The 21938-nt window shown below is 74.6% G+C and carries 25 protein-coding genes; 8 read left to right on the top strand and 17 right to left on the bottom strand.

Annotated features, from left to right (window positions below):
• Positions 1 to 70: 70 nt before the first annotated feature.
• Complete coding sequence (locus AC0OO9_RS21845) at positions 71 to 265, bottom strand: hypothetical protein (RefSeq protein ID WP_091621030.1); 195 nt, start codon at positions 263 to 265, stop codon at positions 71 to 73.
• A gap of 374 nt (positions 266 to 639) precedes the next feature.
• Here AC0OO9_RS21845 and AC0OO9_RS21840 point away from each other — a divergent pair, with 374 nt between their 5' ends.
• Both AC0OO9_RS21840 and AC0OO9_RS21835 read left to right on the top strand, forming a co-directional pair.
• A complete protein-coding gene (locus AC0OO9_RS21840; RefSeq protein ID WP_484512001.1) occupies positions 640 to 1869 on the top strand; it encodes a CAP domain-containing protein in 1230 nt (409 codons plus the stop codon).
• Between the two features lie 105 nt (positions 1870 to 1974).
• Positions 1975 to 2817 (top strand): endo alpha-1,4 polygalactosaminidase, encoded by an 843-nt coding sequence (locus AC0OO9_RS21835; RefSeq protein ID WP_484511999.1) that lies wholly within the window; start codon positions 1975 to 1977, stop codon positions 2815 to 2817.
• A gap of 67 nt (positions 2818 to 2884) precedes the next feature.
• On the opposite strand, the gene mutM is transcribed toward AC0OO9_RS21835, so the two are convergent.
• The 11 genes from mutM to AC0OO9_RS21780 all read right to left on the bottom strand — a co-directional run bounded on the left by mutM (position 2885) and on the right by AC0OO9_RS21780 (position 13143).
• Complete coding sequence (gene mutM / locus AC0OO9_RS21830; protein ID WP_357579391.1) at positions 2885 to 3742, bottom strand: bifunctional DNA-formamidopyrimidine glycosylase/DNA-(apurinic or apyrimidinic site) lyase; 858 nt, start codon at positions 3740 to 3742, stop codon at positions 2885 to 2887.
• Entirely contained in the window at positions 3735 to 4529 is a 795-nt protein-coding gene (gene rnc, locus AC0OO9_RS21825) for a ribonuclease III (RefSeq protein WP_484511996.1), read from the bottom strand. Before rnc ends, mutM begins: the two co-directional genes overlap by 8 nt.
• A complete protein-coding gene (locus AC0OO9_RS21820) occupies positions 4526 to 5521 on the bottom strand; it encodes a phosphate acyltransferase PlsX (RefSeq protein WP_484511994.1) in 996 nt (331 codons plus the stop codon). The genes rnc and AC0OO9_RS21820 overlap by 4 nt, the downstream gene beginning before the upstream one ends.
• A 114-nt stretch (positions 5522 to 5635) precedes the next feature.
• Positions 5636 to 5809 carry a 50S ribosomal protein L32 gene (rpmF, locus tag AC0OO9_RS21815; protein WP_018786309.1) on the bottom strand — a complete coding sequence of 58 codons (174 nt, stop codon included), beginning with the start codon at positions 5807 to 5809 and terminating at the stop codon, positions 5636 to 5638.
• A gap of 5 nt (positions 5810 to 5814) precedes the next feature.
• Positions 5815 to 6378 carry a YceD family protein gene (locus tag AC0OO9_RS21810; RefSeq protein ID WP_132232642.1) on the bottom strand — a complete coding sequence of 188 codons (564 nt, stop codon included), beginning with the start codon at positions 6376 to 6378 and terminating at the stop codon, positions 5815 to 5817.
• Positions 6379 to 6487: 109 nt separating this feature from the next.
• Positions 6488 to 6985, bottom strand: a complete 498-nt coding sequence (locus AC0OO9_RS21805; RefSeq protein WP_132232640.1) for an SPFH domain-containing protein — start codon at positions 6983 to 6985, stop codon at positions 6488 to 6490.
• A 186-nt stretch (positions 6986 to 7171) separates the two neighbouring features.
• Positions 7172 to 7660 carry a pantetheine-phosphate adenylyltransferase gene (gene coaD, locus AC0OO9_RS21800; protein WP_132232638.1) on the bottom strand — a complete coding sequence of 163 codons (489 nt, stop codon included), beginning with the start codon at positions 7658 to 7660 and terminating at the stop codon, positions 7172 to 7174.
• A complete protein-coding gene (gene rsmD / locus AC0OO9_RS21795; protein WP_132232636.1) occupies positions 7657 to 8220 on the bottom strand; it encodes a 16S rRNA (guanine(966)-N(2))-methyltransferase RsmD in 564 nt (187 codons plus the stop codon). The genes coaD and rsmD overlap by 4 nt, the downstream gene beginning before the upstream one ends.
• A 148-nt stretch (positions 8221 to 8368) precedes the next feature.
• Entirely contained in the window at positions 8369 to 9310 is a 942-nt protein-coding gene (locus tag AC0OO9_RS21790; protein ID WP_484511990.1) for a serine hydrolase domain-containing protein, read from the bottom strand.
• 15 nt (positions 9311 to 9325) lie between these two features.
• A complete protein-coding gene (gene recG / locus AC0OO9_RS21785) occupies positions 9326 to 11527 on the bottom strand; it encodes an ATP-dependent DNA helicase RecG (RefSeq protein ID WP_132232632.1) in 2202 nt (733 codons plus the stop codon).
• Complete coding sequence (locus tag AC0OO9_RS21780; RefSeq protein ID WP_484511988.1) at positions 11524 to 13143, bottom strand: DAK2 domain-containing protein; 1620 nt, start codon at positions 13141 to 13143, stop codon at positions 11524 to 11526. Before AC0OO9_RS21780 ends, recG begins: the two co-directional genes overlap by 4 nt.
• A 294-nt stretch (positions 13144 to 13437) precedes the next feature.
• On the opposite strand from AC0OO9_RS21780, the gene rpmB reads away from it, so the two are divergent.
• Positions 13438 to 13629: a 50S ribosomal protein L28 gene (gene rpmB / locus AC0OO9_RS21775; protein ID WP_011905179.1), complete on the top strand. Its 192-nt coding sequence runs from the start codon at positions 13438 to 13440 to the stop codon at positions 13627 to 13629.
• A gap of 195 nt (positions 13630 to 13824) precedes the next feature.
• Here the strand turns inward: rpmB and AC0OO9_RS21770 are convergent, their stop codons facing one another.
• Together AC0OO9_RS21770 and AC0OO9_RS21765 are read right to left on the bottom strand one after the other, a co-directional pair.
• Positions 13825 to 14292, bottom strand: a complete 468-nt coding sequence (locus AC0OO9_RS21770) for a GNAT family N-acetyltransferase (RefSeq protein WP_484511985.1) — start codon at positions 14290 to 14292, stop codon at positions 13825 to 13827.
• A gap of 29 nt (positions 14293 to 14321) precedes the next feature.
• Positions 14322 to 15260 (bottom strand): thiamine-phosphate kinase, encoded by a 939-nt coding sequence (locus AC0OO9_RS21765; protein ID WP_357579399.1) that lies wholly within the window; start codon positions 15258 to 15260, stop codon positions 14322 to 14324.
• Positions 15261 to 15385: 125 nt separating this feature from the next.
• Between AC0OO9_RS21765 and AC0OO9_RS21760 the strand changes: the two genes are divergently transcribed.
• Together AC0OO9_RS21760 and AC0OO9_RS21755 are read left to right on the top strand one after the other, a co-directional pair.
• On the top strand, positions 15386 to 15619 hold the full coding sequence (locus AC0OO9_RS21760; protein ID WP_132232626.1) for an Lrp/AsnC ligand binding domain-containing protein: 234 nt from the start codon (positions 15386 to 15388) through the stop codon (positions 15617 to 15619).
• Complete coding sequence (locus AC0OO9_RS21755) at positions 15620 to 16270, top strand: DUF3515 family protein (RefSeq protein WP_484511982.1); 651 nt, start codon at positions 15620 to 15622, stop codon at positions 16268 to 16270.
• Positions 16271 to 16364: 94 nt separating this feature from the next.
• Here the strand turns inward: AC0OO9_RS21755 and AC0OO9_RS21750 are convergent, their stop codons facing one another.
• On the bottom strand, positions 16365 to 17471 hold the full coding sequence (locus AC0OO9_RS21750; protein ID WP_132232622.1) for a D-alanine--D-alanine ligase family protein: 1107 nt from the start codon (positions 17469 to 17471) through the stop codon (positions 16365 to 16367).
• Positions 17472 to 17667: 196 nt separating this feature from the next.
• Here AC0OO9_RS21750 and AC0OO9_RS21745 point away from each other — a divergent pair, with 196 nt between their 5' ends.
• A complete protein-coding gene (locus AC0OO9_RS21745; RefSeq protein ID WP_311410975.1) occupies positions 17668 to 18951 on the top strand; it encodes an ATP-binding protein in 1284 nt (427 codons plus the stop codon).
• Between the two features lie 115 nt (positions 18952 to 19066).
• Here AC0OO9_RS21745 and AC0OO9_RS21740 read toward each other — a convergent pair whose 3' ends face one another.
• On the bottom strand, positions 19067 to 19285 hold the full coding sequence (locus AC0OO9_RS21740) for a hypothetical protein (protein ID WP_121396133.1): 219 nt from the start codon (positions 19283 to 19285) through the stop codon (positions 19067 to 19069).
• A 279-nt stretch (positions 19286 to 19564) separates the two neighbouring features.
• On the opposite strand from AC0OO9_RS21740, the gene AC0OO9_RS21735 reads away from it, so the two are divergent.
• Both AC0OO9_RS21735 and AC0OO9_RS21730 read left to right on the top strand, forming a co-directional pair.
• A complete protein-coding gene (locus tag AC0OO9_RS21735) occupies positions 19565 to 20410 on the top strand; it encodes a helix-turn-helix domain-containing protein (protein ID WP_484511979.1) in 846 nt (281 codons plus the stop codon).
• Positions 20411 to 20414: 4 nt separating this feature from the next.
• Positions 20415 to 20615 (top strand): DUF397 domain-containing protein, encoded by a 201-nt coding sequence (locus tag AC0OO9_RS21730; RefSeq protein WP_121396135.1) that lies wholly within the window; start codon positions 20415 to 20417, stop codon positions 20613 to 20615.
• Between the two features lie 214 nt (positions 20616 to 20829).
• Here the strand turns inward: AC0OO9_RS21730 and AC0OO9_RS21725 are convergent, their stop codons facing one another.
• Positions 20830 to 21882 carry an ROK family protein gene (locus AC0OO9_RS21725; RefSeq protein WP_484511977.1) on the bottom strand — a complete coding sequence of 351 codons (1053 nt, stop codon included), beginning with the start codon at positions 21880 to 21882 and terminating at the stop codon, positions 20830 to 20832.
• Positions 21883 to 21938: the final 56 nt, after the last annotated feature.

Genomic DNA, 21938 nt, shown 5'->3' with positions numbered 1-21938 from the left:
GCTGCGCGCCGGCACAGAAGTGTCGGCGCGCTCTTTTTGCGTGATGCGATTCAGTTTTGCGATCTGAAGATCAGGTCAGCGCGGGCTCGGCCAGACGGAGCAGATCGTCCGCCTCCGCCGCAGCCGCCGCGAGCCGATCGTTCTCGGCACGCAGCCGCGTGATCTCGAACTCCAGAGCCCGAACCGTGGTACGCAGTCGGGTGACCTCGTCGAGCAGACGCCGATCGGGCGCCGCACCTACGTGGCCGTACAGGGCCTTAGCCATGTTGACTCCTTGATATGCGCTGCCGGAAGGGCCGGCCAACGCGCGCCCAAATGTGTACGCGGCTGTCACCCCAGACGATTCTGGGCATGACCGGGCGCGACTGGCGACACCTACATATTGAGCCGACACCCCCTCTTTCGTCAAGTTCTCGCAGGCCGTAGATCATTTCCACGTCGACCTGTCCACTTGCCGGGGGGCTGCCACAAGGCGCGGACACACTCTGTCCGGACACCTTGACTCTACGCCTCGGATCCCGGGAAGTCCCCACCCTGCCGTCCGGCTTCCCCTTAACTCTTCCTTAGCCACGTTGCCGCTGTTCACGCCCGCCACGTAGCGTCACCCCGGCCCGCAAGCGACCCCTTGGAGGCAGAGGCGTGTACGGCTGGACCGACCCGAACCACCCGGACGGCGCCGACCGGCGCCGCGAGCAGCCGCTGGGCGAGGAGCCGCCCACCTGGCTCACCGACCGTCCGGAGCCGAGGTCCGCCTACCTCTTCGGGGACGACCCGGAGCAGCCCGCCGACGAGTGGCACCGCGACCAGCCGACCGCCCGCTGGCAGCCCGAGCCCACCGCGCCGGCCGGGACCTGGCAGCCGCAGTCCACCGACGCGACCGCGACCTGGCGGCCCGAGCCCACCGACCACTGGCAGGCCGACCCGGACCCCCGCCGGGCCGCCGGGTCCGCCAGCCCGACGGACGGGGCGTACCCCGCGGAGCGCCCCTTCCCCGCGGACCGGACCGCCGGCGCCTGGCCGATCGACGACCCGACCGCTCCCGTCGACCTCGCCGCGCTCCGGGCCGCCCCGGCCGCGACGGCGCCGGCCACCGCCGAGGGCCGCCACCGCCCTCGCCGCCGGTTCCCCCGCCCGCTGGTGATCGGCGGTGCCGCCGCGGCCGCCACGCTGGTGGTGAGCCTCGGCGTCGGCGCGGTCGCGCTGACCGGCGACGGCCCGGCGACCGACCCCACCGCCGTCGACGACACGATCGCCGCCGCCCCGGTGCTGCCGGGCGGCGAGTCGGCACCCGGCGACGCGCTGGCCCCGCCCACCCCGAGCGCCACCCCGAGCACCGCGCCGACCACCGCCAGGCCCACCCCGTCGGCCACGACGAGCGCCAAGCCGACGCCGGCGCCGTCGCGTACCACCGCGCCCTCGCGGCGCAGCGCCGAACGGAGCACGGCGCCGGCCGGCGGCGGCACGAAGGCCCCGGTCAGCAGCGGGGCCGGCAGCCAGGCCAGCCAGGTGGTCGCCCTGGTCAACGCCGAGCGCGCCAAGGCCGGCTGCGGCGCGGTGAGCATCGACGACAAGCTGACGACCGCCGCCCAGCGGCACAGCCAGGACCAGGCCGACCACCGCGACATGTCGCACACGGGCAGCGACGGCAGCAACGTCGGGACCCGGCTGGACCGGGTCGGCTACTCCTGGCGCACCTACGGCGAGAACGTGGCCTGGAACCAGAAGACGCCGGCCGCCGTCATGGACGCCTGGATGAACAGCTCCGGGCACCGGTCCAACATCCTGAACTGTGCCTTCACCGAGATCGGCGTCGGCGTCGCCACCAGCAACGGGCCGTACTGGACGCAGGTCTTCGCCGCACCGCGCTGAACGCGAGTCGTGGCCGGGGCCGTACTCGTTTGACCGGGTGAGGTACGCCGACACGGCGTACCCGCTCCGGGCGGTGTGCCGCCGCCCGCGACCCGGGAGCTGCCGATGCGGATCCGGCCGCGTACGCGCGCCGTCGGGCGGGGCCTGCGCCGGGCCCTGCCGGCCTGCGTCGCACTCGCCCTGCTGAGCGTGCTCGCCGCCTGCCGGCCGGACCTGGCCGCGCCCGGTGCCCCGACCGCCTGGCCGGCGGCGTCGGCGGGCCGGTGGCAGTGGCAGTGGCAGCTCAGCGGTGTGCTGGACCTCACCGTCGACGCCGACGTCTTCCTGCTCGACCCGGTCGCCACCACCGCCGCGCAGACCGCCGAGCTGCGCTCCCGGGACCGTCGGCTGGTCTGCCAGGTGCACGTCGGTTCCGTCCTGCCGACCGACCCGGACGCGGACCGCCTCCCGGCCGCCGTACGGGGTGCCGCGTCCCGCCGGCCGCAGGGCCGCTGGCTCGACGTACGGCAGTGGGACGCGCTGCGGCCGGTGCTGGCCGACCGGTTCCGGCTCTGCCGGGGCAAGGGCTTCGGGGCGGTCGCGCTGGCCGACGCCGACGGGTACGCGCACCGGTCCGGCTTCCCGCTCGACTTCGACGACCAACTGCGGTTCAACCGCCGGCTGGCCGAGCTGGCCCGCTCGCTGAGCCTCTCCCCCGGCCTGATCAACGACCTGGGGCAGGTGGCCGCCCTGGCCCCGGACTTCGACTTCGCCGTCAACGAGGAGTGCGTGCGGCTGGACCAGTGCGCCCGGCTGCTGCCGTTCGTCGAGGCGGGCAAGCCGGTGTTCCACGTGGAGTACGCCGGCTCGACGACGGACTTCTGCGTCACCACGCTGGGCTACGGCCTCTCCTCGATCCGCAAGGAACGCCGGCTCGACGCGTGGCGGCTCCCCTGCGCGGTGCCCTGACCACCGGCACCCGCTCGCGGGCCGGGCCGGGCGAACGCGCCGCCCGTGCCCCGCACACCGCGCGGGGTCAGCCCCGCAGGGCCGCCCGGGGGCGGGGCTGGCAGCGCGGGCAGCTGTACGACGAACGGTTCATGAACGCCTCGCGGCGTACCGGTGCGCCACACCGGTGGCACGGCAGCCCCTCCCGGCCGTAGACGTTCAGCGCCCGGTCGAAGTAGCCGCTCTCCCCGTTCACGTTGACGTAGAGGGCGTCGAAGCTGGTGCCGCCGGACTTGATCGCCTCGCCGAGGACGTCCCGGACGTGGCCCAGCAGCCGCAGCGCGGCCGGGCCGGTCAGCGCGTCGGTGGGGCGGGCGCCGTGCAGCCTCGCCCGCCACAGCGCCTCGTCGGCGTAGATGTTGCCCACGCCGGAGATCAGCGTCTGGTCCAGCAGCGCCCGCTTGACCTCCGTACGCCGCCGGCGCAGCGCGGCGACGAACGCCGCGTCGGAGAACTGCGGGTCCATCGGGTCCCGCGCGATGTGCGCGATCTCCGCCGGCAGCTCCGCGCCCCCGGCCGAGACCGACAGGCCGCCGAACGTGCGCTGGTCGACGAAGCGCAGCTCGGGGCCGTCGTCCGAGAACCGGAAGCGGACCCGCAGGTGCGTCTCGTCGGGGGCGTCGGCCGGCTGCACCAGCAGCTGACCCGACATGCCCAGGTGACCGATCACGGCGTCGCCGCTGTCCAGCGGCAGCCACAGGTACTTGCCGCGGCGGCGCACGTCCAGCACCGTCCGGTCGGCCAGCACGTCGGCGAAGTGCCCGCCGCCGGGGGTGTGCCGGCGTACCGCACGGGGGTGGCGCACCTCGACGGAGGAGATCCGCCGGCCGGTGACCCACCGGGCCAGCCCCTGCCGGACGGTCTCGACCTCCGGCAGCTCAGGCACGGCCCAGGCCCGCCTCGGCGGTCTGCGCCGTCCCGTCTCCGGGCGCCGGGTCCTCCGGCCCGACCGGCCCCCGCTCCGCCTGCTCGGTGAGCGTCCGCCAGGCCGCCTCGGCGGCCCGCTGCTCGGCCTCCTTCTTGCTGCGCCCGTCGGCCCCGCCGTAGCGGTTGCCGGCGACGACCACCCAGGCGGTGAACGTCTTGAGGTGGTCCGGGCCGGTGCCCTCGATGCGGTACTCGGGGACGCCGAGCCCGAGCGCCGCCGTCAGCTCCTGGAGGCTGGTCTTCCAGTCCAGGGCCGCGCCCCGGCCGGCCGACTCGGCCATCAGCGGGTCGAAGAGCCGGTGGATGACGATGGCGGCGGTGTCCAGCCCGTACTGGAGGTAGATCGCGCCGAGCAGCGCCTCCAGGGTGTCGGCGAGGATGCTCGCCTTGTCCCGGCCACCGGTGGTCTCCTCCCCCTTGCCGAGCAGCAGGTAGGCGCCGAGTCCGTCCGGGCCGAGGCCCCGGGCCACGTCGGCGAGGGCCCGCATGTTGACCACGCTGGCCCGCAGCTTGGCCAGCTGCCCCTCGGGCAGGTCGGGGTGGTTGTGGAAGAGCGCGGTGGTGATCACCACGCCGAGCACCGAGTCGCCCAGGAACTCCAACCGCTCGTTGGTGGGCAGGCCGCCGTTCTCGTACGCGTACGAGCGGTGGGTCAGCGCGCGCTGGAGCAGCTCCGGATCCAGGCTGACGCCGAACGCGGCTTCCAGGTGACCGACGGACGCCCGCCGCCGCTTGTCGTTGCTCATGATGTGGGTACCTCGGTGTCGGTGGAGCGGTCTGTGCGTTCCTCGCGGTCGCCCGCCTCGGCGCCGTCGAGCAGCGCGCGGACGTGGTCGGTGGCGCGTCGTCGCCAGAGATGGGCGGCCAGCGCGATGCCCGCGGCGACGTCCTCGGCGCGGGCGGCGCCGTGGCAGACGACTACCGTCCCGGCGACCCCGAGCAGGGCCGCCGCGCGCGGGGCGCCGCCGCCGGACGGGGGCCCACCGGCCATCGCGTACGCGCCCTCGATCGCCTTGAGCAGCACGTTACCGGTGAACCCGTCGGTGACCACCACATCGGCGCGCGTGCCGAGGGAGACGTCGTACCCCTCGACCAGGCCGACGTAGCGGCCGTCGCAGGGCAGCGACGCGGCGGCGAGGACGGGATCGGCGAGCCGGCGGGCGCGGTCGCCCTTGCCCGCCTCGGTGCCCACCGACAGCAGCCCCACCCGGGGCGCGACGACGGCGTGCGCCACCGCCGCGTAGGCGGCGCCGAGCACGGCGTGGCGGGCCAGGGTGGCCGGGCGCGGCTCCAGCGAGCCGCCGACGTCCAGCAGGACCACCGGGCCGGCGACGGCCGGCAGGGTGGCGATCAGCGCCGGACGGCGCACGTCCGTCCAGCGGCCGAGGCCGAGCGCGACGGCGGTGACGGTGGCGCCGGTGGACCCGGCGGAGACGAGCGCGTCGGCGACGCCGTCGCGGACGGCGTGCACCGCCGCGCGGACGGTGCTGTCGGCACGGGCGGCCACGGGATGGTCGGCCATGCCGACGACGGCGCGGACCGGCCGCACGGTGACCCGGGCACGCTGTGCCGGGTCGAGGGCGCGGATCACCTCGCCGGCGGCCTCGGCCGGGCCGACGAGAAGCAGGTGCAGGTCCGGGTCGGCGCGCACGGCCCGCAGAGCGCCGTCAACCACGACGGCGGGAGCGTCGTCCCCGCCGAGGAGGTCAACGGCGATCCGCGCGGTGCCCGGCTCCATCGGAACGCCGGCCGGAACAGGCCGGCCGGCGTCGGAGGGAGCCGGGGCACCGGGCGATTGCCAGGGTGCGCGCGCCGCCCGACCGGGGGTCGGGGGCGTCACTCGGCGTCCAGGTCAGACCTCGAGGACCTGGCGGCCGTTGTAGGTGCCGCAGACGGAGCAGGCGGCGTGGGGCAGCTTCGCCGACTTGCACTGGGGGCAGGCCACGGTCGCGACCACGGTCGCCTTCCAGTTCGCCCGGCGGGCGCGGGTGTTGCTGCGCGACATCTTGCGCTTGGGGACGGCCACGGTTCCTACTCCTCTTTACGGTTCAGTTGCGACAGGCCCGCCCAACGCGGGTCGATCTGCTCGTGACTGTGGTCGGCCGGCAGATCGTCCAAGTGCACCCCGCATTCGGGGCACAGGCCTGGGCAGTCCTCCCGGCAGAGCGGGTTGGTCGGCAGCGTGAGCACCACCGCGTCCCGCAGCGCCGGCTCCAGGTCGATCAGATCGCCCTGCATCCGGCCCACCTCGTCCTCGTCGGTCGTGGTGTCCGTGGTGCTGTTCTCGTACGCGTACAGCTCCTGGATCCGCACGGCCAGCGAGTCGTCGATCTCGCGAAGGCAGCGACCGCACTCGCCCCGGACGCGACCGCTGACGGTCCCGGAGACGAGCACGCCCTCGGACACCGACTCCAACCTCAGGTCGAGGTCGAGGTCCGCGCCCTCCGGCACGGCGATCATCTCGCCGCCGAGGTCCGCCGGTGCCGGCACCACCCGCTTTTCCGTACGCAACGCACCAGGCCGGCGCGGCAGCTCCCTCGTGTCGAGGACCAGCGGCGACCTGGGGTTGAGTGTCGAAGGCGTGTGTTTGGGCATAGTCAGACTCCGGCCGGTGAGAGGCCGACAAAAAAGGTTACCTGGGCGACCGCCGGACCGTCGAACCGGGGGCGGCGCCCGCCCCATCCGCCGGCTGGTGAGGTGCCGCTCAGAAGGGTAGCGGGCGGTCCGCCTCCTCCCCACCGAAGGTGCCGATCTCGCGCAGCGCGTGCATCTTGTCCCGCCCGCGCTCTATCGAGGCCAGCGCCCGGGTGAGGAACTGCTCGAAGTTGGCCAGCGCGGTGTCGACGTAGTCGTCGACCTCCTCACGCAGGCGCTGCGCCTCCGCGCGGGCCTCCGCGATGATCCGCGCGCCCTCGTGCTCGGCGGAGACCGTGATCTCGTTCACCGAGACCAGCCGGGCGTGTTCCGCCTCACCCTCGCTGATGATCCGGTCGGCCTCGCGCTTGCCGGCCTCCATGATCTTGTCCCGCTCGTCCAGCAGCGCGGCGGCCCGACGCAGGTCGGCGGGGAGTTCGGCGCGCAGCTCATCGAGGATCGCGATGAACTCACCCCGGTCGACCATGCAGTTGTTGCGCGACATCGGGACGGAGCGCGCCTGCTCCACCATGGCGATCAGTTCGTCGATGCGATCGAGCGGGTCCACCGGTACCTCACTCCTGTCGTTCGTCGGGCCGACCTACATGATGCGGGCTACGGCCGGTTTCCCGCTGCACACATCATGTCGCGCCCCGACCACAGCGCGCCGCTCACCCCGGCCCGGCGCGTCGCGTTACCCCACGGCGCGGTCCCCGCCGGGCACGGCGCCGGCGGGGACCGCGGCCCCGGGCGGTCAGTCGCGCGACGGCGGGACGAGCCGGGCGCTCAACTCCTCGCGGACCCGGTCGGGCACGTGGGCGGAGATGTCGCCGCCCCACTTCGCCACGTCCTTGACCAGGCTGGAGGAGAGGAACGAGTAGAGCGGATTGGTCGGCATGAACAGGGTCTCGACGCCGGCCAGGCCGATGTTCATCTGCGCCATCTGCAACTCGTAGTCGAAGTCGCTGACCGCCCGCAGGCCCTTGATCAGCACGCTCGCCTGCTGTGCCCGGCAGAAGTCGACAAGCAGGCCGCGGAACGACTCGACCCGGACGTTGTCGTAGGAGGCGGTCACCTCGCGGAGCATGTCGATCCGCTCCTCGACGGTGAACAGGCCGCTCTTCGACTGGTTGACCAGCACACCCACGATCACCTCGTCGAACAGCCGGCTCGCCCGGCCGACGATGTCGAGGTGCCCGTTGGTGACCGGATCGAACGAGCCGGGACACACCGCACGTCTCATGATCGGCGACCGTACCAAAGGGTCGTCTCGCCGTAGCGCCGGCTGCGCTCGCCGGTGATGCCCTGCACCCACCCGACGGGGCCCGTGCGGCTGGACCGCTCCACCACCACCAGGGCGTCCGGGGCCAGCCAGCCGCCGTCGACCAGCGCGACGAGCATCGCCGTGATCTCCGCGTCCGGCACCGCGTAGGGCGGGTCGGCGAAGACCACGTCGTACGGGTCGCCGTCCGGGCCGGCCGCCAGCACAGTGGCGACCTTGCCGGTGACCAGCCGGGCGGCCGGCGCGGCGCGCAACGCGGCCACGTTCTCCCGGACCACCCGGGCCGCCCGGGGGTCGGACTCCACCAGCAGCACGTGCGCGGCCCCCCGGGAGAGGGCCTCCAGGCCCACCGCCCCCGAGCCGGCGTAGAGGTCGGCGAAGCGGGCGCCGGCGAGGTCGACCTCGGCCTGCACGGCGCTGAACAGCGCCTCGCGCACCCGGTCCGACGTCGGCCGGGTGCCCGCGCCGGGCGGCGCGGCGATCCGCCGCCCACCAAGGGTTCCGGCCACGATCCGGGTCACCGTCGCTCCCTGCCCATGCCCCGACGCTACGCGACCGCCCGGCCGGTGGACGAAGCACCCGAGGCGACGAGCGGGCCCTCCACGACCTGTCGGCCCCGCCGGCCCACACCGGGGACACGTCCGTCACCCGGTCGGCGTCCGCACCCGATCAACGCGCCTCGGGGGGACCGAGCACCGACGCGACCGTGACCGGGTCGACCTCGGCCTGGTTGGCCAGCAGCACGAGCCGCTGGTCCGAGTCGGGCAGCCAGGCCGCGAACGCCTTGTAGCCGCCGTTGTCCCCCGAGTGGTGCAGCGCCCGCCTGCCGGCCAGCGGGCCGACGAAGAACCCGTAGCCGTACGCCTCCCCGGGCCGGCCGGTGGTCGCGTGCGGAGCGGTCATCGCAGCCACCGAGGCCGGGGCGAGCAGCCGGCCACGGCGCGGCACGTCGAGCCAGGTGAGCAGGTCCGTCCCGGTGCACCAGACGTCACCCGCGCCCATGCTCACGGTCGCCAGGTCCCAGGACGGCACCGGACGGCCGCCCTCGTGTCCGACCGCCACGTCCGGCCGTCCGTCGCCCGCACCGGCGAAGCTGCCCGTCATGCCCAGCGGCGCGAAGACCTCCTCGGCGAGGAACTCGGCGTACGGCCGGTCGGCCGCGCGCTCCACGGCCCGGGCCAACAGCACGTAGCCGGGGCTGCTGTAGTGCCACCCGGCTCCGGGCCGGAACAGCGGCGGCACCGCGGCGAACGAGCCGAGCAGGTCGTCCGGCTCGGCCGGGTCGGCGAGACCGACCGCCGGGTACTGCTCCCAGTGGCCCAGGCCCGAGGTGTGGGTGAGCAGGTGGTGCAGCGTGATGCCGGACCATTCCGGCGGCGGGCCGGGCAGCCAGCGCACGACCGGATCGGACAGGCTCAGCGCACCCCGCTCGGCGAGCAACAGCACCGCCGCGGCGGCCATCTGCTTGCTGATCGAGGCGATCTGGAACCGGGTCCCGGGAGCACAGCGGACACCGGTGCTCCGATCGGCCACCCCGGCGACCTGTTCGGTCAGGATCTCGTCGCCCCGGGCCAGCAGGAGCACGCCACTGTCTAATGAGGATGCCGACATCCTTCGGAGCCTAGATCAGCCCTTCTCCAGATATTCGGCGCGTTCCTCGTCGACCAGGGCCGCCACCGACGCGGCCAGCGCCGGATGCCGGGCCAGCTCCGGGTCCTCCTCGACCAGGGCGATCGCCTCGGCCCGGGCGTCGCGGATCAGGTCGGCGTCGCGCAGCAGCGAGAGCAGCCGCAGGTGCGAGCGGCGCCCCGACTGGGTGGCGCCCAGCACGTCGCCCTCCCGGCGCTGCTCCAGATCCAGCTCGGCGAGCTTGAACCCGTCGGTGGTGGAGGCCACCGCGTCGAGCCGTTCCCGCGCGGGCGTGCCCTCCAACGCCTCGGTGACCAGCAGGCAGAGCCCCGGGGCGGAGCCCCGGCCGACCCGGCCGCGCAGCTGGTGCAGCTGGGAGACGCCGAACCGGTCGGCGTCGAGCACGATCATCACGGTCGCGTTCGGCACGTTGACGCCCACCTCGACCACGGTCGTGGCGACCAGCACGTCGAGGTCGCCGGCCGCGAAGGAACGCATCACCGCGTCCTTCTCGTCGGCCGGCAGCCGGCCGTGCAGCACGCCGATGCGCAGGCCGTGCAGCGGTCCCTCGGCGAGCAGCGGCGCCACCTCGGTGACCGCCATCGGTGGCCGCCGCCCGTTGTCGTCCTCCGGCGGCGGCTCCTCCTCGCTCGCCGGCCCCTCCCCGATGCGCGGGCAGACGACGTACGCCTGGTGCCCGGCGGCCACCTCCTCGCGCACCCGGCGCCAGGCCCGGTCCAGGAAGGCCGGCTTCTCGGCGACCGGAACCACGTGCGAGGCGATCGGCGAGCGGCCCTGCGGCAGCTGGGAGAGCGTGGAGGTCTCCAGGTCGCCGTAGACGGTCATCGCCACCGTGCGCGGGATCGGGGTCGCCGTCATCACCAGCACGTGCGGCGGCTGCTCGGCCTTGGCGCGCAGCGCGTCGCGCTGCTCCACGCCGAAGCGGTGCTGCTCGTCGACCACCACCAGGCCGAGGTCGGCGAAGTCGACGCCCTCGTAGAGCAGGGCGTGGGTGCCGAGCACGATGCCGGCGGCGCCGCTGGCGACCTCGGCCAGCGCCCGCCGGCGGGCCGCCGCGCCAAGCGAGCCGGTGACCAGCTCGACCCGGGTGGCGTCGTCGGCCGCGCCCAGCTCGCCGGCCCGCCCGAGCGGCCCCAGCAGGTCGAGGATGCCCCGGTGGTGCTGCGCGGCGAGCACCTCGGTCGGGGCCAGCAGCGCGGCCTGCCCGCCCGCGTCGACCACCTGGAGCATCGCGCGCAGCGCGACCACCGTCTTGCCGGAGCCGACCTCGCCCTGGAGCAGCCGGTGCATCGGGTGGGCCGTGGCCAGGTCCGCCGCGATCTCCACGCCCACGTCGTGCTGGCCGGGCGTCAGCTCGTAGGGCAGCCGGGCGTCGAAGGCGTCGAGCAGGCCGCCGGGCTTCGCCGGGCGGGGCCGGGCCGGCGAGGCGGCGGCGCGGTGCTTGCGCTGCACCAGGGTGAGCTGCACGGCGAAGGCCTCGTCCCACTTCAGCCGGTGCCGGGCCCGGTAGAGCGCCTCCTTGCTGGTCGGCCGGTGGATCTCGCGCAACGCCGTGTCGATGCCGCCCAGGTTGCGGCTCGCCCGCAGGGTCGCGGGCAGCGGATCCTCCGGCGCGGTGAACGTGTCCAGCACCACCCGGACGCAGCGGGCGATCACCCAGGTGGGCACCGCTGCGGCCGCCGGGTAGACCGGGATCAGCGCGCCCGCGAACTCCTCGATCTCCTCGTTGGCCGCCGCCTCGCCGTCGCCGCCCTCCCCGAGCAGGACGTACTCCGGGCCGTTGAGCTGCCGCTTGCCCCGGAACTCGGTGACCTTGCCGGCGAAGAGCCCCCAGCGGCCGGGGCGCAGCTCGCGCTCGCGCCAGGCCTGGTTGCCGAAGAAGGTCAGGGTCAGGGTGCCGCCCGAGCCGTCGCCGACCGTGACCTCCAGCAGGTTGCCCCGGCGCTGGCGCATCGGGCGTACGGCGGTGCGCTGCACCTGGGCCAGCACGGTGGCCTGCTCGCCGACGTCGAGCGACCGGATGTCGGTGTGCTCGCCGCGCTCGTCGTAGCGGCGCGGGAAGTGGTAGACGAGGTCGCCGGCGGTGTGCAGGTCGAGGTGCCCGGCGAGGGCCTTCGCGGTCTTCTCGCCGACCAGCTTCTTCAGCGGCGTGTCCATCGTCGCCGGTTCGGACGTCATTCGACCCCCACCAGGAGCGGATAGTGCGGCTGCCCGCCCGGATATGCCTGCACCTCGACGAACGGCCAGCGCTGCCCGACGTGCTCGCGGACCGCGTCGGCCAGCCCGTCGGGAGCGTCCGCCCCCGAGAGCAGGGTCACCAGCTCACCGCCGCCGCCGAGCATCCGGTCGACCACGGCGGCGCAGGTGTCGGTCAGGTCGGACCCGATCAGGTGCACCTCCCCCTCGACCAGCGCCAGCACGTCGCCGGGACGGCAGGGGCCGGCGACGGTCAGCGCCTCGCGGCGGGCGTAGCAGACCTCGGCGTAGCGGCACGCGCCGGCCGCCTCGGCCATCGCGATCACGTCGTCGGCGAAGCGCCGCCCCGGGTTGCGTACGGCGAGGGCGGCCAGCGCCTGCACCGGTGAGCGGGTCGGCACCACGCTGACCTTGACGCCGAGCCCGTGCGCCTCCCGGGCGGCGGCGTTCGCCACCGCCTGCGTGTCGGGGTCGTTGGGCAGCACCACCACACGGGCCGCCCCGGTGGCGCGGATCGCGTCCAGCAGCTCGCCGATCGACGGGTTGCCGGGCACCACCGTCGCGCCCTCGCCGGCGAACAGCTCGGCGATGCCCGCGCCGGCGGCCACCACCACGGCGGCCCGCCCGTCCGCCGCCGCCCCGGGGGGCGACACCGGTGCGAGCTGGTCGGCGAAGCGGGTCACCGAGATGCGGTGCGGCCGGCCGGCCACCACGCCCGCCTCGATGGCCGCGCCCACGTCGTTGACGTGCACGTGCACGTTCCAGGTGCCCGTGCCCGCGTTGCCGTCGCCGACGACCACAAGCGAGTCGCCCAGGGCCGCCAGCTCGTCCCGCAGCCGGGCCACCGCCTCCGGCCCGGCGTCGAGCAGGAACTGCACCTCGTACGCGTACTCCTCGGAACCGGTCTCGCGCACGGCGGTGGCCGGCGGGCGGACCGGGCGCGGCGCGGGCGCGGGCCGATCGGGGCTCTCGCCGGTCACGACCTCGACCAGGGCGTCGAGCAGCAGGCACAGGCCCCGGCCGCCAGCGTCCACGACGCCGGCGCGGGCCAGCGCCGGAAGCTGCTCGGGGGTGCGCGCCAACGCGTGCGCCGCCCCGCCCGCCGCCGCCCGGACGACCGCCCGCAGGTCGTCGCTGTCGGCCCGCTCGGCGGCGTGCGCCGCTGCGGCGACGACGCTGAGCAGCGTGCCCTCGACCGGGCGGGCGACCGCGGCGTAGGCGGCGGCGGTGCCGTCGCGCAGGGCGGCGGCCAGCTCGCGCCCCCGCACGGCGGGCGCGGCGGCGACGGCGTCGGCGAAGCCGCGCAGGATCTGCGACAGGATCACCCCCGAGTTGCCCCGCGCGCCCAGCAGCGCGCCCCGGGCCATCAGCCGCAACGCGTGCCCGTGCGCGGTGGGCCCGTCCTCCGGGAGGGTGCCGAGGTCCATCGCGAGCGCCTGCTGGGCCGAGGTGAGGGTGAGCACCATGTTGGTGCCGGTGTCGCCGTCGGGCACCGGGTAGACGTTGAGGTCGTCGATCTCGCCCTGGTGGCGCTTGAGCGCGACCAGCCCGCCCGCGCACCAACGGCGGACCGCGGCGGCGTCGAGGGTGTCCAGCACGGCGAGAAGCCTACTGGCGCGCACCGACACGCGCCGGGGTCCACGCGACTCCCACGGCGTGTCCGGCAGCCGTGCGGCACCCACTATCCTCGTGGCGTGTCCCCCGGTGCGGCGGTGCCGCGGGGGGCGGGTGCGGGCCGGGCGACCGGGACCGCGTCGCGCGGTCACGCCCCCCACCCTGGGCCGGCGTCCGGGGCCGGTTGGTCGGGCCCCGGGTCATCGGGTAACCTGGCCAGGTTGCCCGGGCTGCGCCTGGCGGCGACCTCATGAACGTTTCAATCCCAGGAGTATCCCGTGGCTAGCGTGTGCGACGTCTGTGGCAAGGGACCGGGCTTCGGCCACAACGTGTCCCACTCGCACCGGCGGACCAACCGCCGCTGGAACCCGAACATCCAGTCGGTGCGTACCCCGGCCGGTGGCGGCAACACCAAGAAGTTGAAGGTCTGCACCTCCTGCATCAAGGCGGGCAAGGTCACCCGCGCCTGACGCGGTAGGCCCCAGCTTCACACACTCGTCATTGCCGGCGGGCCCATTGTGGTCCGCCGGCTCTGTCGTGTCCGGTGACTCCCCGCCTCCGACGCCCGCCCGCACATGGGGCGCGCCGGCGCCGGGGGTCCGGGAAGGCCCCCGGCGCGAGGCGGCTCAAGGCGCGCGGGACGGGTCAGGGCACCCGCGAGGCGGTCAGAGCGTGCGGGCGAAGGAGATGCAGCCCGGGGCGTCGCGGTAGAAGCCGAAGTTCGGAATGCGCTCGTAGCCGGCCGCCGTGTACATGGCGATGGCCTCCGGCTGCTTGTCGCCGCACTCCAGGACGATCCGCTTGCGCCCGTGCTCCCGCGCGGAGCGCTCCACCGCCGCCAGGACCGCCCGGGCCACGCCCCGGCCCCGGACCGCCGGCGCGGTGTACATCCGCTTCAGCTCGGCGGTGTCGCCCTCGTCACCGTGGCTGCGCCAGCCGCCGCAGCCGACCGGCTCGCCGCCGAGGTGGGCGACGAGGAAGGCGCCGGCGGGCGGCACGAACTCGCCCGGGTCGACCGGGGTCTCGTCGCCGCTGCCGCCGTACCGGGCTCCCAGGTCGGCCAGCGCGGCGCGGATCAGCCCCTGCGCCACCGGCGAGTCGAAGCGCTCGGCCCGAATCTCGATCTCACTCACGGAGTAAAGGGTACGACGCCTGTCGGCCCTTACCGAAAGTGGTCCCAGCCAGCGGGTCCGTCGTACGGCTGCCCGTCGACCGTGACACCCGAGCCCTCCGTCACCCGCCCGATCGGCCGCCAGTCGGCCGGCAGCGCCACCGCCGACGGGAAGGTCGCGGCCAGCGCGTGGTCCTCGCCCCCGGCGAGGAGCCAGGAGTACGGGTCGACGCCGAGCGCCTGGGCGGCGTCGCGCATCTGCCGGGGCACCTCGAAGGCGTCCCGGCGCACGTCCACGGCGACCCCGCTCGCCTTCGCCACGTGCCCGACGTCGGCGAGCAGCCCGTCCGACACGTCGATCATGGCGGTGGCGCCGAGCCGGGCGGCGTGCGGCCCCGCCGCGTACGGCACCTCGGGCCGCCGGCAGGCCTCCACCAGCAGCCGGGGCGTACGGAAGCCCCGGGAGAGCACGGTCAGCCCGGCCGCCGCGTACCCGATGCGGCCGGCCAGGGCCAGCACGTCACCGGGCCGCGCGCCGGAGCGCGTCACCGGCGGCCGGCCGCCCAGGTCGCCGAGGGCCGTGACCGCGATGGTCAGCGTCGGGCTGCCCGACATGTCCCCGCCCACCACGCTCGCGCCGACCTTCGCCGCCTCGGCGGCCAGCCCGTCGGCGAGTTCCTCGGCCCACCCGGGATCCAGCTCGGGCGGCATGCAGAGCGCCACCAGCAGCGCGGTCGGCTGCGCCCCCATCGCGGCGATGTCGGCCAGGTTCGCCGCCGCCGCCCGGTGGCCGACGTCACGCGCGCTGGACCAGTCCCGCCGGAAGTGCCGCCCCTCCACCAGCACGTCGGTCGAGGCCGCGACCCGGCCGTCCGGGGCGGCCACCACCGCCGCGTCGTCCCCCGGGCCCAGCAGTACGGTCGATCCGTACGACAACCGGGCGGTCACCCGGTCGATCAGGCCGAACTCGCCGATCCCCGCGACACTCATGCCGCTCCTCCGCCGTGCTGCTCGCTCACCGCTTCTCCTTGACCACCGATAGGGATCAGACCTGGTCCGTAAGGTACTTTCTCCCTTCGGGCCGCTCCAGGGCGGCGACGGACGGAGGTCGAGTCGTGGTACAGGCGTACATCCTCATCCAGACCGAGGTCGGCCGGGCGCGTGACGTGGCCGGTCTCATCTCGGACCTTGCCGGCGTGGTACGCGTCGACGCCGTCACCGGGCCGTACGACGTGGTCGTGCTCACCGAGGCGAAGACCGTCGACGAGCTCGGCAAACTCATCGTCAGCAAGGTGCAGATGGTGCCCGGCATCACCCGCACCCTCACGTGTTCGGTGGTGCGCCTGTAAGTGGACAAGATCACTGACTCTCCCGTGACCGATTCCGCCCAGCCGGACGAGACGGCCCCCGACCGGCCGACCCGCGACCGCACGACGCGCGGCGCGGCGCTGATCGCCACGCTGATCGCGCTGCCGGTCACCGTGCTGGTGGGCGCGTTCGCGTTCACCCAACTCTCCCCCGACGAGCGGGCCGAGCCGGCCGCCACGCCGAGCGCGACCGCCACGAGCGCCGGACCGCGCTCCACCGCCCCGGTCGAGATGGCCGCGCCAGCGCTGGCCGAACGGCCCGCCACGGTCTGCCGCGCCCTGCTCTCCCAGTTGCCGCCCACGGTCAACGACCTCGCCCAGCGCCCGGTCACGGCCGGCCCTGAGCAGAACGCCGCGTACGGCGACCCCGCGGTCACCGTCGCCTGCGGCGGGGCCAAGCCGGCCGTCGACGACACCGACCACGTCTGGACGGTCAACCGGGTCTGCTGGTACGCCAGCGAGGAACGCGACGCCACCGTGCTCACCACCATGGACCGGGAGACCGCCGTCACGGTCCGCGTGCCGCACTTCTACGGGCAGGGGTTGCAGTGGGTCGCCCCCGTCTCGGACACGATCGTGGCCTCGGTGCCCTCCGTCGCCGCAGCCGACACCCCCAGCGGCTGCCGGACCTGACACCGCTCCGCACCCCGCACGCGGGCAGGCGGCAACGGTCAGGAAGGGCACCTTCCTATGCACCAGGCGTCAGGAAGGTGCCCTTCCCTACACCTCAGTGCAGGCCGACGCCGCGGTGCAGGGCGGTGCGGATGAGGCGGTTGACCAGCTTCGGGTACTCCAGCCCGGACGCCGCCCACATGCGCGGGAACATCGACGTCGGGGTGAAGCCCGGCATGGTGTTGATCTCGTTGAGGTAGACGTCCAGCTCCGGGGTGACGAAGAAGTCGACCCGGGCCAGTCCCGCGCAGTCGAGCGCGGTGAAGGCGCGGGTCGCGTACTCCCGGACCTGGCGGGTCACCCGCTCCGGCAGGCCGGCGGGGATGTCGTACTCGCAGGCGGACTCGGAGTCGATGTACTTCGCCTCGAAGTCGTAGAAGTCGTAGTCCCCGACCACCCGGACCTCGGCCAGCACGGACGCCTCCGGCGCGCCGCCGGCCTCGCCCTCCAGCACGCCGCACTCGATCTCGCGCCCGACGACCGCACCCTCGACGAGCACCTTCGGGTCGATCTGCCGGGCGGTGGCGACCGCCGCGTCGAGGTCGGCCCAGTCGTCGACCTTGCTGATGCCGAACGACGAGCCGGCCCGGGACGGCTTCACGAAGACCGGCAGGCCGAGGCGCTGCTTGTCCGCCTCGCTCAGCGTCATCCCGTTGCGCAGCACCGCGTACGGGCCCACCGGGATGCCCTCGGCGGCGCAGAGCTTCTTGGTGAACTCCTTGTCCATGGCGGCGGCGGAGGCGAAGACGTTCGCCCCGACGTACGGGATGCCGGCCATCTCCAGCATGCCCTGGATGGTGCCGTCCTCGCCGTACGCGCCGTGCAGCACCGGGAAGACCACGTCGACGTCGGCGAGCGCCCGGGGACCCTCGGTCGGGTCGAGCACCATGAGCCCGTTGCCGGTCGGGTCGGCGCGCAGCACGATGTCGGTGCCGGACTCGGCGGTGATCTCCGGCAGCCGGCGCGCGGTGATCGCCAACTGCCCGGGGTCGCCGCTGGTCAGCACCCACTGGCCGGCCCGGGTGATGCCCACCGGCACCACCTCGAACTCGTCCGGGTCGAGGGCGCCGAGGACGCTGCCGGCGCTGACGCAGGAGATGCCGTGCTCCGGGCTGCGGCCGCCGAACACGATCGCCACGCGGGTCCTGCCTGGGGTGGTCACTGCGTCACCTCTTCGTACGCGACTGCTCCGGTCGTGGCGCTCACCCGGTTGACCTTACTGTGCGTGGCGGGCGCCGGCTGCCGATACCCGGGGACAGCCGGACCGCCGCAGCAACCGGTCAACAAAGGATATACGTTCCGTAATCGCCCGCACGGGGACGGTGACGGCACCGGGCGCCCACTACGCTGCACGTCCTATGAGCGCTGATCCCCTCATTGAGTCCCTGACGGCGGCCCTGGACGCCCGCCCCGACGACCTGCCGCTGCGCCTGCACCTCGCCGCGCTGCTGCTGGACGCCGGCCGGGCCGGGGAGGCGATCGCGCAGGTCGGGCAGGCCCTCGCCCGGGATCCGGGCAACGGCCAGGCGCAGGCGCTGATGCAGCGGGCGCTGGGCGGCTCCGTACCCCCGCCGCCGACGCCGCCCCCGGCGGACCCGCGACCGCCGGCGCAGCGCCCGGCACCGGCCGGGCCCGGCGGTTCCGCCGCGACCGCCGACCAGGATCCCCTCGCCGCCTACGAGCAGGAACTGGCCGACGTGGTGCCACCGCGGTTCGCCCGCGCCGGCGACGAGCCGGAGCCGGTCGCCGGCCACTCCGACCGGGTGTACGACGTGGAGGCCTCCGGCATCCGGCTGGCCGACGTGGGCGGCATGTCGGCGGTCAAGGAGCGCCTCGAGCTGGCCTTCCTCGGCCCCTTGCGCAACCCGGAGCTGCGCAGGATGTACGGCAAGAGCCTCCGCGGCGGCCTGATGCTCTACGGCCCGCCCGGCTGCGGCAAGACGTTCCTGGCCCGGGCGGTCGCCGGGGAGATGGGCGCGAAGTTCATCTCGCTGTCCATCGTGGACGTGCTGGACATGTGGATGGGCAACTCGGAGCGCAACCTGCACGAGCTGTTCCAGGCGGCCCGCCGCAACGCGCCCTGCGTGCTCTTCCTGGACGAGGTCGACGCGCTGGGGCACAAGCGCTCGCAGGTCGGCTCCAGCTCGATGCGGACGCTGGGCAACCAGCTGCTGGCGGAGCTGGACGGGATGGAGGGCAGCAACGAGGGGGTCTTCGTGCTGGCCGCCACCAACACCCCGTGGGACGTCGACCCGGCGCTGCGCCGTCCCGGGCGGCTCGACCGGGTGGTGCTGGTGCTGCCGCCGGACGCCGAGGCGCGCCGCGCCATCCTGGAGTACCACCTGCGGGAGCGGCCGATCGCGGGGATCGACCTGCGGAAGATCGTGGCGGCCACCGAGGACTACTCGGGCGCCGACCTGGCCCACCTCTGCGAGACGGCCGCCGAGTTCGCGATGGCCGACTCGGTACGCACCGGCGAGGTGCGGATGATCGAGCACCGGGACCTGGAGCGGGCGGTCAAGGAGGTCCGGCCGTCGACGAAGCCGTGGATGGCCACCGCCCGCAACGTGGCGATGTTCGCCAACGAGGGGGGCGTCTACGACGACCTGGTCGCCTACCTGAAGCGGCGCCGGATGCTGTGACGCCGGACGGCCCGGCGGGGCGCCGGGCCGCGCCTCCCGCCGGGCCGGGCCGCCTGCCGGGCGGCCCTCCCACCCGGCGGGGCCGCCTCCCGCGACCGCACCGTCCTCGGCGGCGTCAGCCGCGCGCGTGCCGCCGGCCGATGGCGATCACCTTGACCCGCTGCCGGCCGGCCCGCACCATGCCCAGCGCCATGAACGCGCCCGCGATCCGGTCCGCCGCCTCGCGGCTGCTCGCCCCGACCACCTGACGGCGGCGCTCGGGGCAGTTGCGTTCGTCGCGTCCGGCACCCTCGGCCGGCCGCACGTCGGTGAGCACCACCAGGAACCGCGTCATCGGTGCCCGCCGGGGCGGTCGGCACGGGCCTGTCGGGCAGTACGCACGTCGGGTCCCTTCCGGCTGACGGGCCACGGGGCGTGGCACGCGGCGATCGGGTACGGGGGAGAAACCCGATCGCCGCGCGCCCCTTCCCCTCCGGTCGCTCACCACCGCCGTCGCCACGACAACCGGCAGTGAGGACGCGATGACAGATTGGCATGTCCACAGCCATGAATGCAACTCTCATCGGCGTTCTCTCATCTACACGTTCCCGGGAAGATGTGCGACGATCGATGCATGGCTCCGAAGACCGCCCGTGCCCGGCGACTGGGCATCGCGCTGCGCACCCACCGGGAAGCCGCCGGCCTCACGCTGGAGGCGGCGGCGGACGAGATCAGCAGCACCCGCAGCACCCTGTCCCGCTACGAGAACGCGCAGACGCTGGTCAGCCCCGCCACCGTGCGCGCCCTGCTCACCCTCTACGGGGTCGGTGCCGACGAGGTGGCCGCCGCCGTGCAGCTCGCCAAGGACGCGCGCAAGCCCGGCTGGTGGGTGTCGTACTCGCACCTGCTGGACCGGCGCACCATCGACTTCATCGCGCTGGAGGCCGAGGCCACCGGCATCGCCAACTTCGAGCCCTCGGTGGTGCCGGGGCTGTTGCAGACCGCCGACTACGTCCGGGGCGTGATGCGCGGCGGCCCGCACACCCTGCGCGACGACGAGGTGGAGCAGCGGGTCCAGTTCCGGCTCGACCGGCAGCAGCGGCTCATCAGTGACCAGCCGCCGATCCTGGACGCCATCATCGACGAGGGCGCGCTGCTGCGGCCCGTCGGCGACCGGTCGGTGATGGAGTCGCAGCTGCACCACCTGGTCAAGATGGGCGAGCTGCCCAACATCACGGTCCAGGTGATCCCGCTCTCCGCCGGCTACCACCGGGGCACCCGGGGCTCGCTGCACATCCTGGAGTTCGCAGACCCGGAGGACCCGATCATCGCCTCGGTCGAGACGGTGGCCGGGCAGATGGTCCTCGACCGGCCGGGCGACCTGCGTACCTGCACCAAGATCATGGAGCACCTGCGGACCGTCGCGCTCAGCCCGGCGGACAGCCGCGACCAGCTCCTCCAACTCCTGAAGGGACGGTAGGACCATGACACCGACGATCAGCGCGGCGCTGGCCGTGGCGCGGTGGCGCAAGAGCAGCCGCAGCGGCGACGAGGGGGCGTGCGTGGAGATGGCGGTGGTCCCGGGCACGGTCGCCGTCCGCGACTCCAAGGACCCGTCCGGCCCCGCGCTGCTCTTCCCGCCGGCCGCCTGGGCCGCCTTCGTCGGGGCGCCGCCCGGACACTGACCCCTCCCTCCGGGGGCGCCGGCGCGCCCGCTGACCCGTCGCGCCGGCGCCCCGCCGGCGGCGGTCCCACCGATGGGAGCCGGTGGGGCCGTCGCCCGGCGGGGTCGGCCCCCGACGGGCGACGACCGGCCGCACCGCCTCGCCAGTGGAGGCGGGCGGAGCGCCCGCTCCCGGCGGGGAGGCGGGCGGGTCACCCCGGCGGGAGACGGGCGGGTCAGCCCGCCACGACCGGGCGGGGCGCGGGGCCGGCGCGCAGCGCCTCCAGCGCCGCGATGGCCACGCCCCGGGCGCCTGCCATGTCCCGCTCGGGCACCAGGGCGAAGGTGGCCGACGCGGCCTGCTCCTCCCGCAGCACCGTGTGCTCCCGCACCGTCGCGAGGAACCAGTCCCGGAACTCCGGGGCCGCCTCCACCACCCCGCCCCCGACGAAGTACGCGTGCGGATCGGTGAAGTTGGCCGCCACGGTGAAGAGTCGACCCAGCGCCATCGCCTGCTGGGTGAACACCTCCCGGGCCAACGCGTCGCCGCGCTCGCCGTAGCCCCGGACCAGCTTCGCCGCCCGCTCCGGCGGCTCGGCGGCCAGCGGATGCTCCGGAAAGCGCCCCAGCCAGTACGGCAGCAGGTTCCGCCCGATGGCGGTCAGCGAGGCGACGCTCTCGGCGTCCCCGGCGAAGCCGCAGGCGCACGTGGGCACCGGCTGGTCCGGCGCGAGCAGCCCGGTCAGCGGGATGTGCACGTGCCCCAGTTCGCCGGCCATGCCGGCCGCCCCGGCGACCACCCGGCCGGCCTCGACCACACCGCCGCCCAACCCCGTGCCGACGATGGCCGACACCGACGAGCGGCGCATCGCCTCCGCGCCGAAGTGCGCGTGGTGGGCGTAGAGCGCGGCGGCGTTGCCGTCGTTGTGGTAGAGCACCGGCAGGCCGAGCCGCCGTTCCAGGGCCGTCCGCACGTCGTAACCGCGCCAGGCCGGCTGGGAGAAGTTGGTCGACCCGCGCGACGAGATCACCCCGGTGGCGCTCGCCGGCCCCGGCGTGTCCAGCCCGACAGCGCGCACGGACGTGCGGGGCACCCCGGTCAGCGCCAGCACCCCGTCGAACGCGCGGGCCAGCGCCTCGATCGCCGCCGCCGGGCCGGCGCGTACCTCGCTCGGGTTCTCCACCAGGCCGTCCACCAGGAACCGGCCGTCCACGGTGAGCACCGTGGCGTTGTTGCTGGTCCCCCCGTTGTCCAGCCCGACGACCACCGGCACGTCCGCACCACCCACGACAACCCGCCTTCCGCCGCCACGCCTGCCGTGAGGCTAGTTCCCCTTCCCCGCCC

Source organism: Micromonospora sp. USAFONa4, from assembly GCF_057197825.1.
Note: the sequence above shows the minus strand (reverse complement) of the source record. Positions and strands in the feature narration are given on the sequence as shown.

What these genes read in the sequence shown, in the direction of transcription:
- recG (WP_132232632.1), bottom strand. Translation starts at nt 11,527, where the DNA reads ATGACGTCCGAACCGGCGACGATGGACACGCCGCTGAAGAAGCTGGTC.
- AC0OO9_RS21745 (WP_311410975.1), top strand. Translation starts at nt 17,668, where the DNA reads ATGAGCGCTGATCCCCTCATTGAGTCCCTGACGGCGGCCCTGGACGCC.
- AC0OO9_RS21765 (WP_357579399.1), bottom strand. Translation starts at nt 15,260, where the DNA reads ATGAGTGTCGCGGGGATCGGCGAGTTCGGCCTGATCGACCGGGTGACC.
- AC0OO9_RS21740 (WP_121396133.1), bottom strand. Translation starts at nt 19,285, where the DNA reads ATGACGCGGTTCCTGGTGGTGCTCACCGACGTGCGGCCGGCCGAGGGT.
- rnc (WP_484511996.1), bottom strand. Translation starts at nt 4,529, where the DNA reads ATGAGCAACGACAAGCGGCGGCGGGCGTCCGTCGGTCACCTGGAAGCC.
- AC0OO9_RS21845 (WP_091621030.1), bottom strand. Translation starts at nt 265, where the DNA reads ATGGCTAAGGCCCTGTACGGCCACGTAGGTGCGGCGCCCGATCGGCGT.
- AC0OO9_RS21810 (WP_132232642.1), bottom strand. Translation starts at nt 6,378, where the DNA reads ATGCCCAAACACACGCCTTCGACACTCAACCCCAGGTCGCCGCTGGTC.
- AC0OO9_RS21735 (WP_484511979.1), top strand. Translation starts at nt 19,565, where the DNA reads ATGGCTCCGAAGACCGCCCGTGCCCGGCGACTGGGCATCGCGCTGCGC.
- AC0OO9_RS21820 (WP_484511994.1), bottom strand. Translation starts at nt 5,521, where the DNA reads ATGGAGCCGGGCACCGCGCGGATCGCCGTTGACCTCCTCGGCGGGGAC.
- AC0OO9_RS21790 (WP_484511990.1), bottom strand. Translation starts at nt 9,310, where the DNA reads ATGTCGGCATCCTCATTAGACAGTGGCGTGCTCCTGCTGGCCCGGGGC.
- AC0OO9_RS21835 (WP_484511999.1), top strand. Translation starts at nt 1,975, where the DNA reads ATGCGGATCCGGCCGCGTACGCGCGCCGTCGGGCGGGGCCTGCGCCGG.
- coaD (WP_132232638.1), bottom strand. Translation starts at nt 7,660, where the DNA reads ATGAGACGTGCGGTGTGTCCCGGCTCGTTCGATCCGGTCACCAACGGG.
- AC0OO9_RS21730 (WP_121396135.1), top strand. Translation starts at nt 20,415, where the DNA reads ATGACACCGACGATCAGCGCGGCGCTGGCCGTGGCGCGGTGGCGCAAG.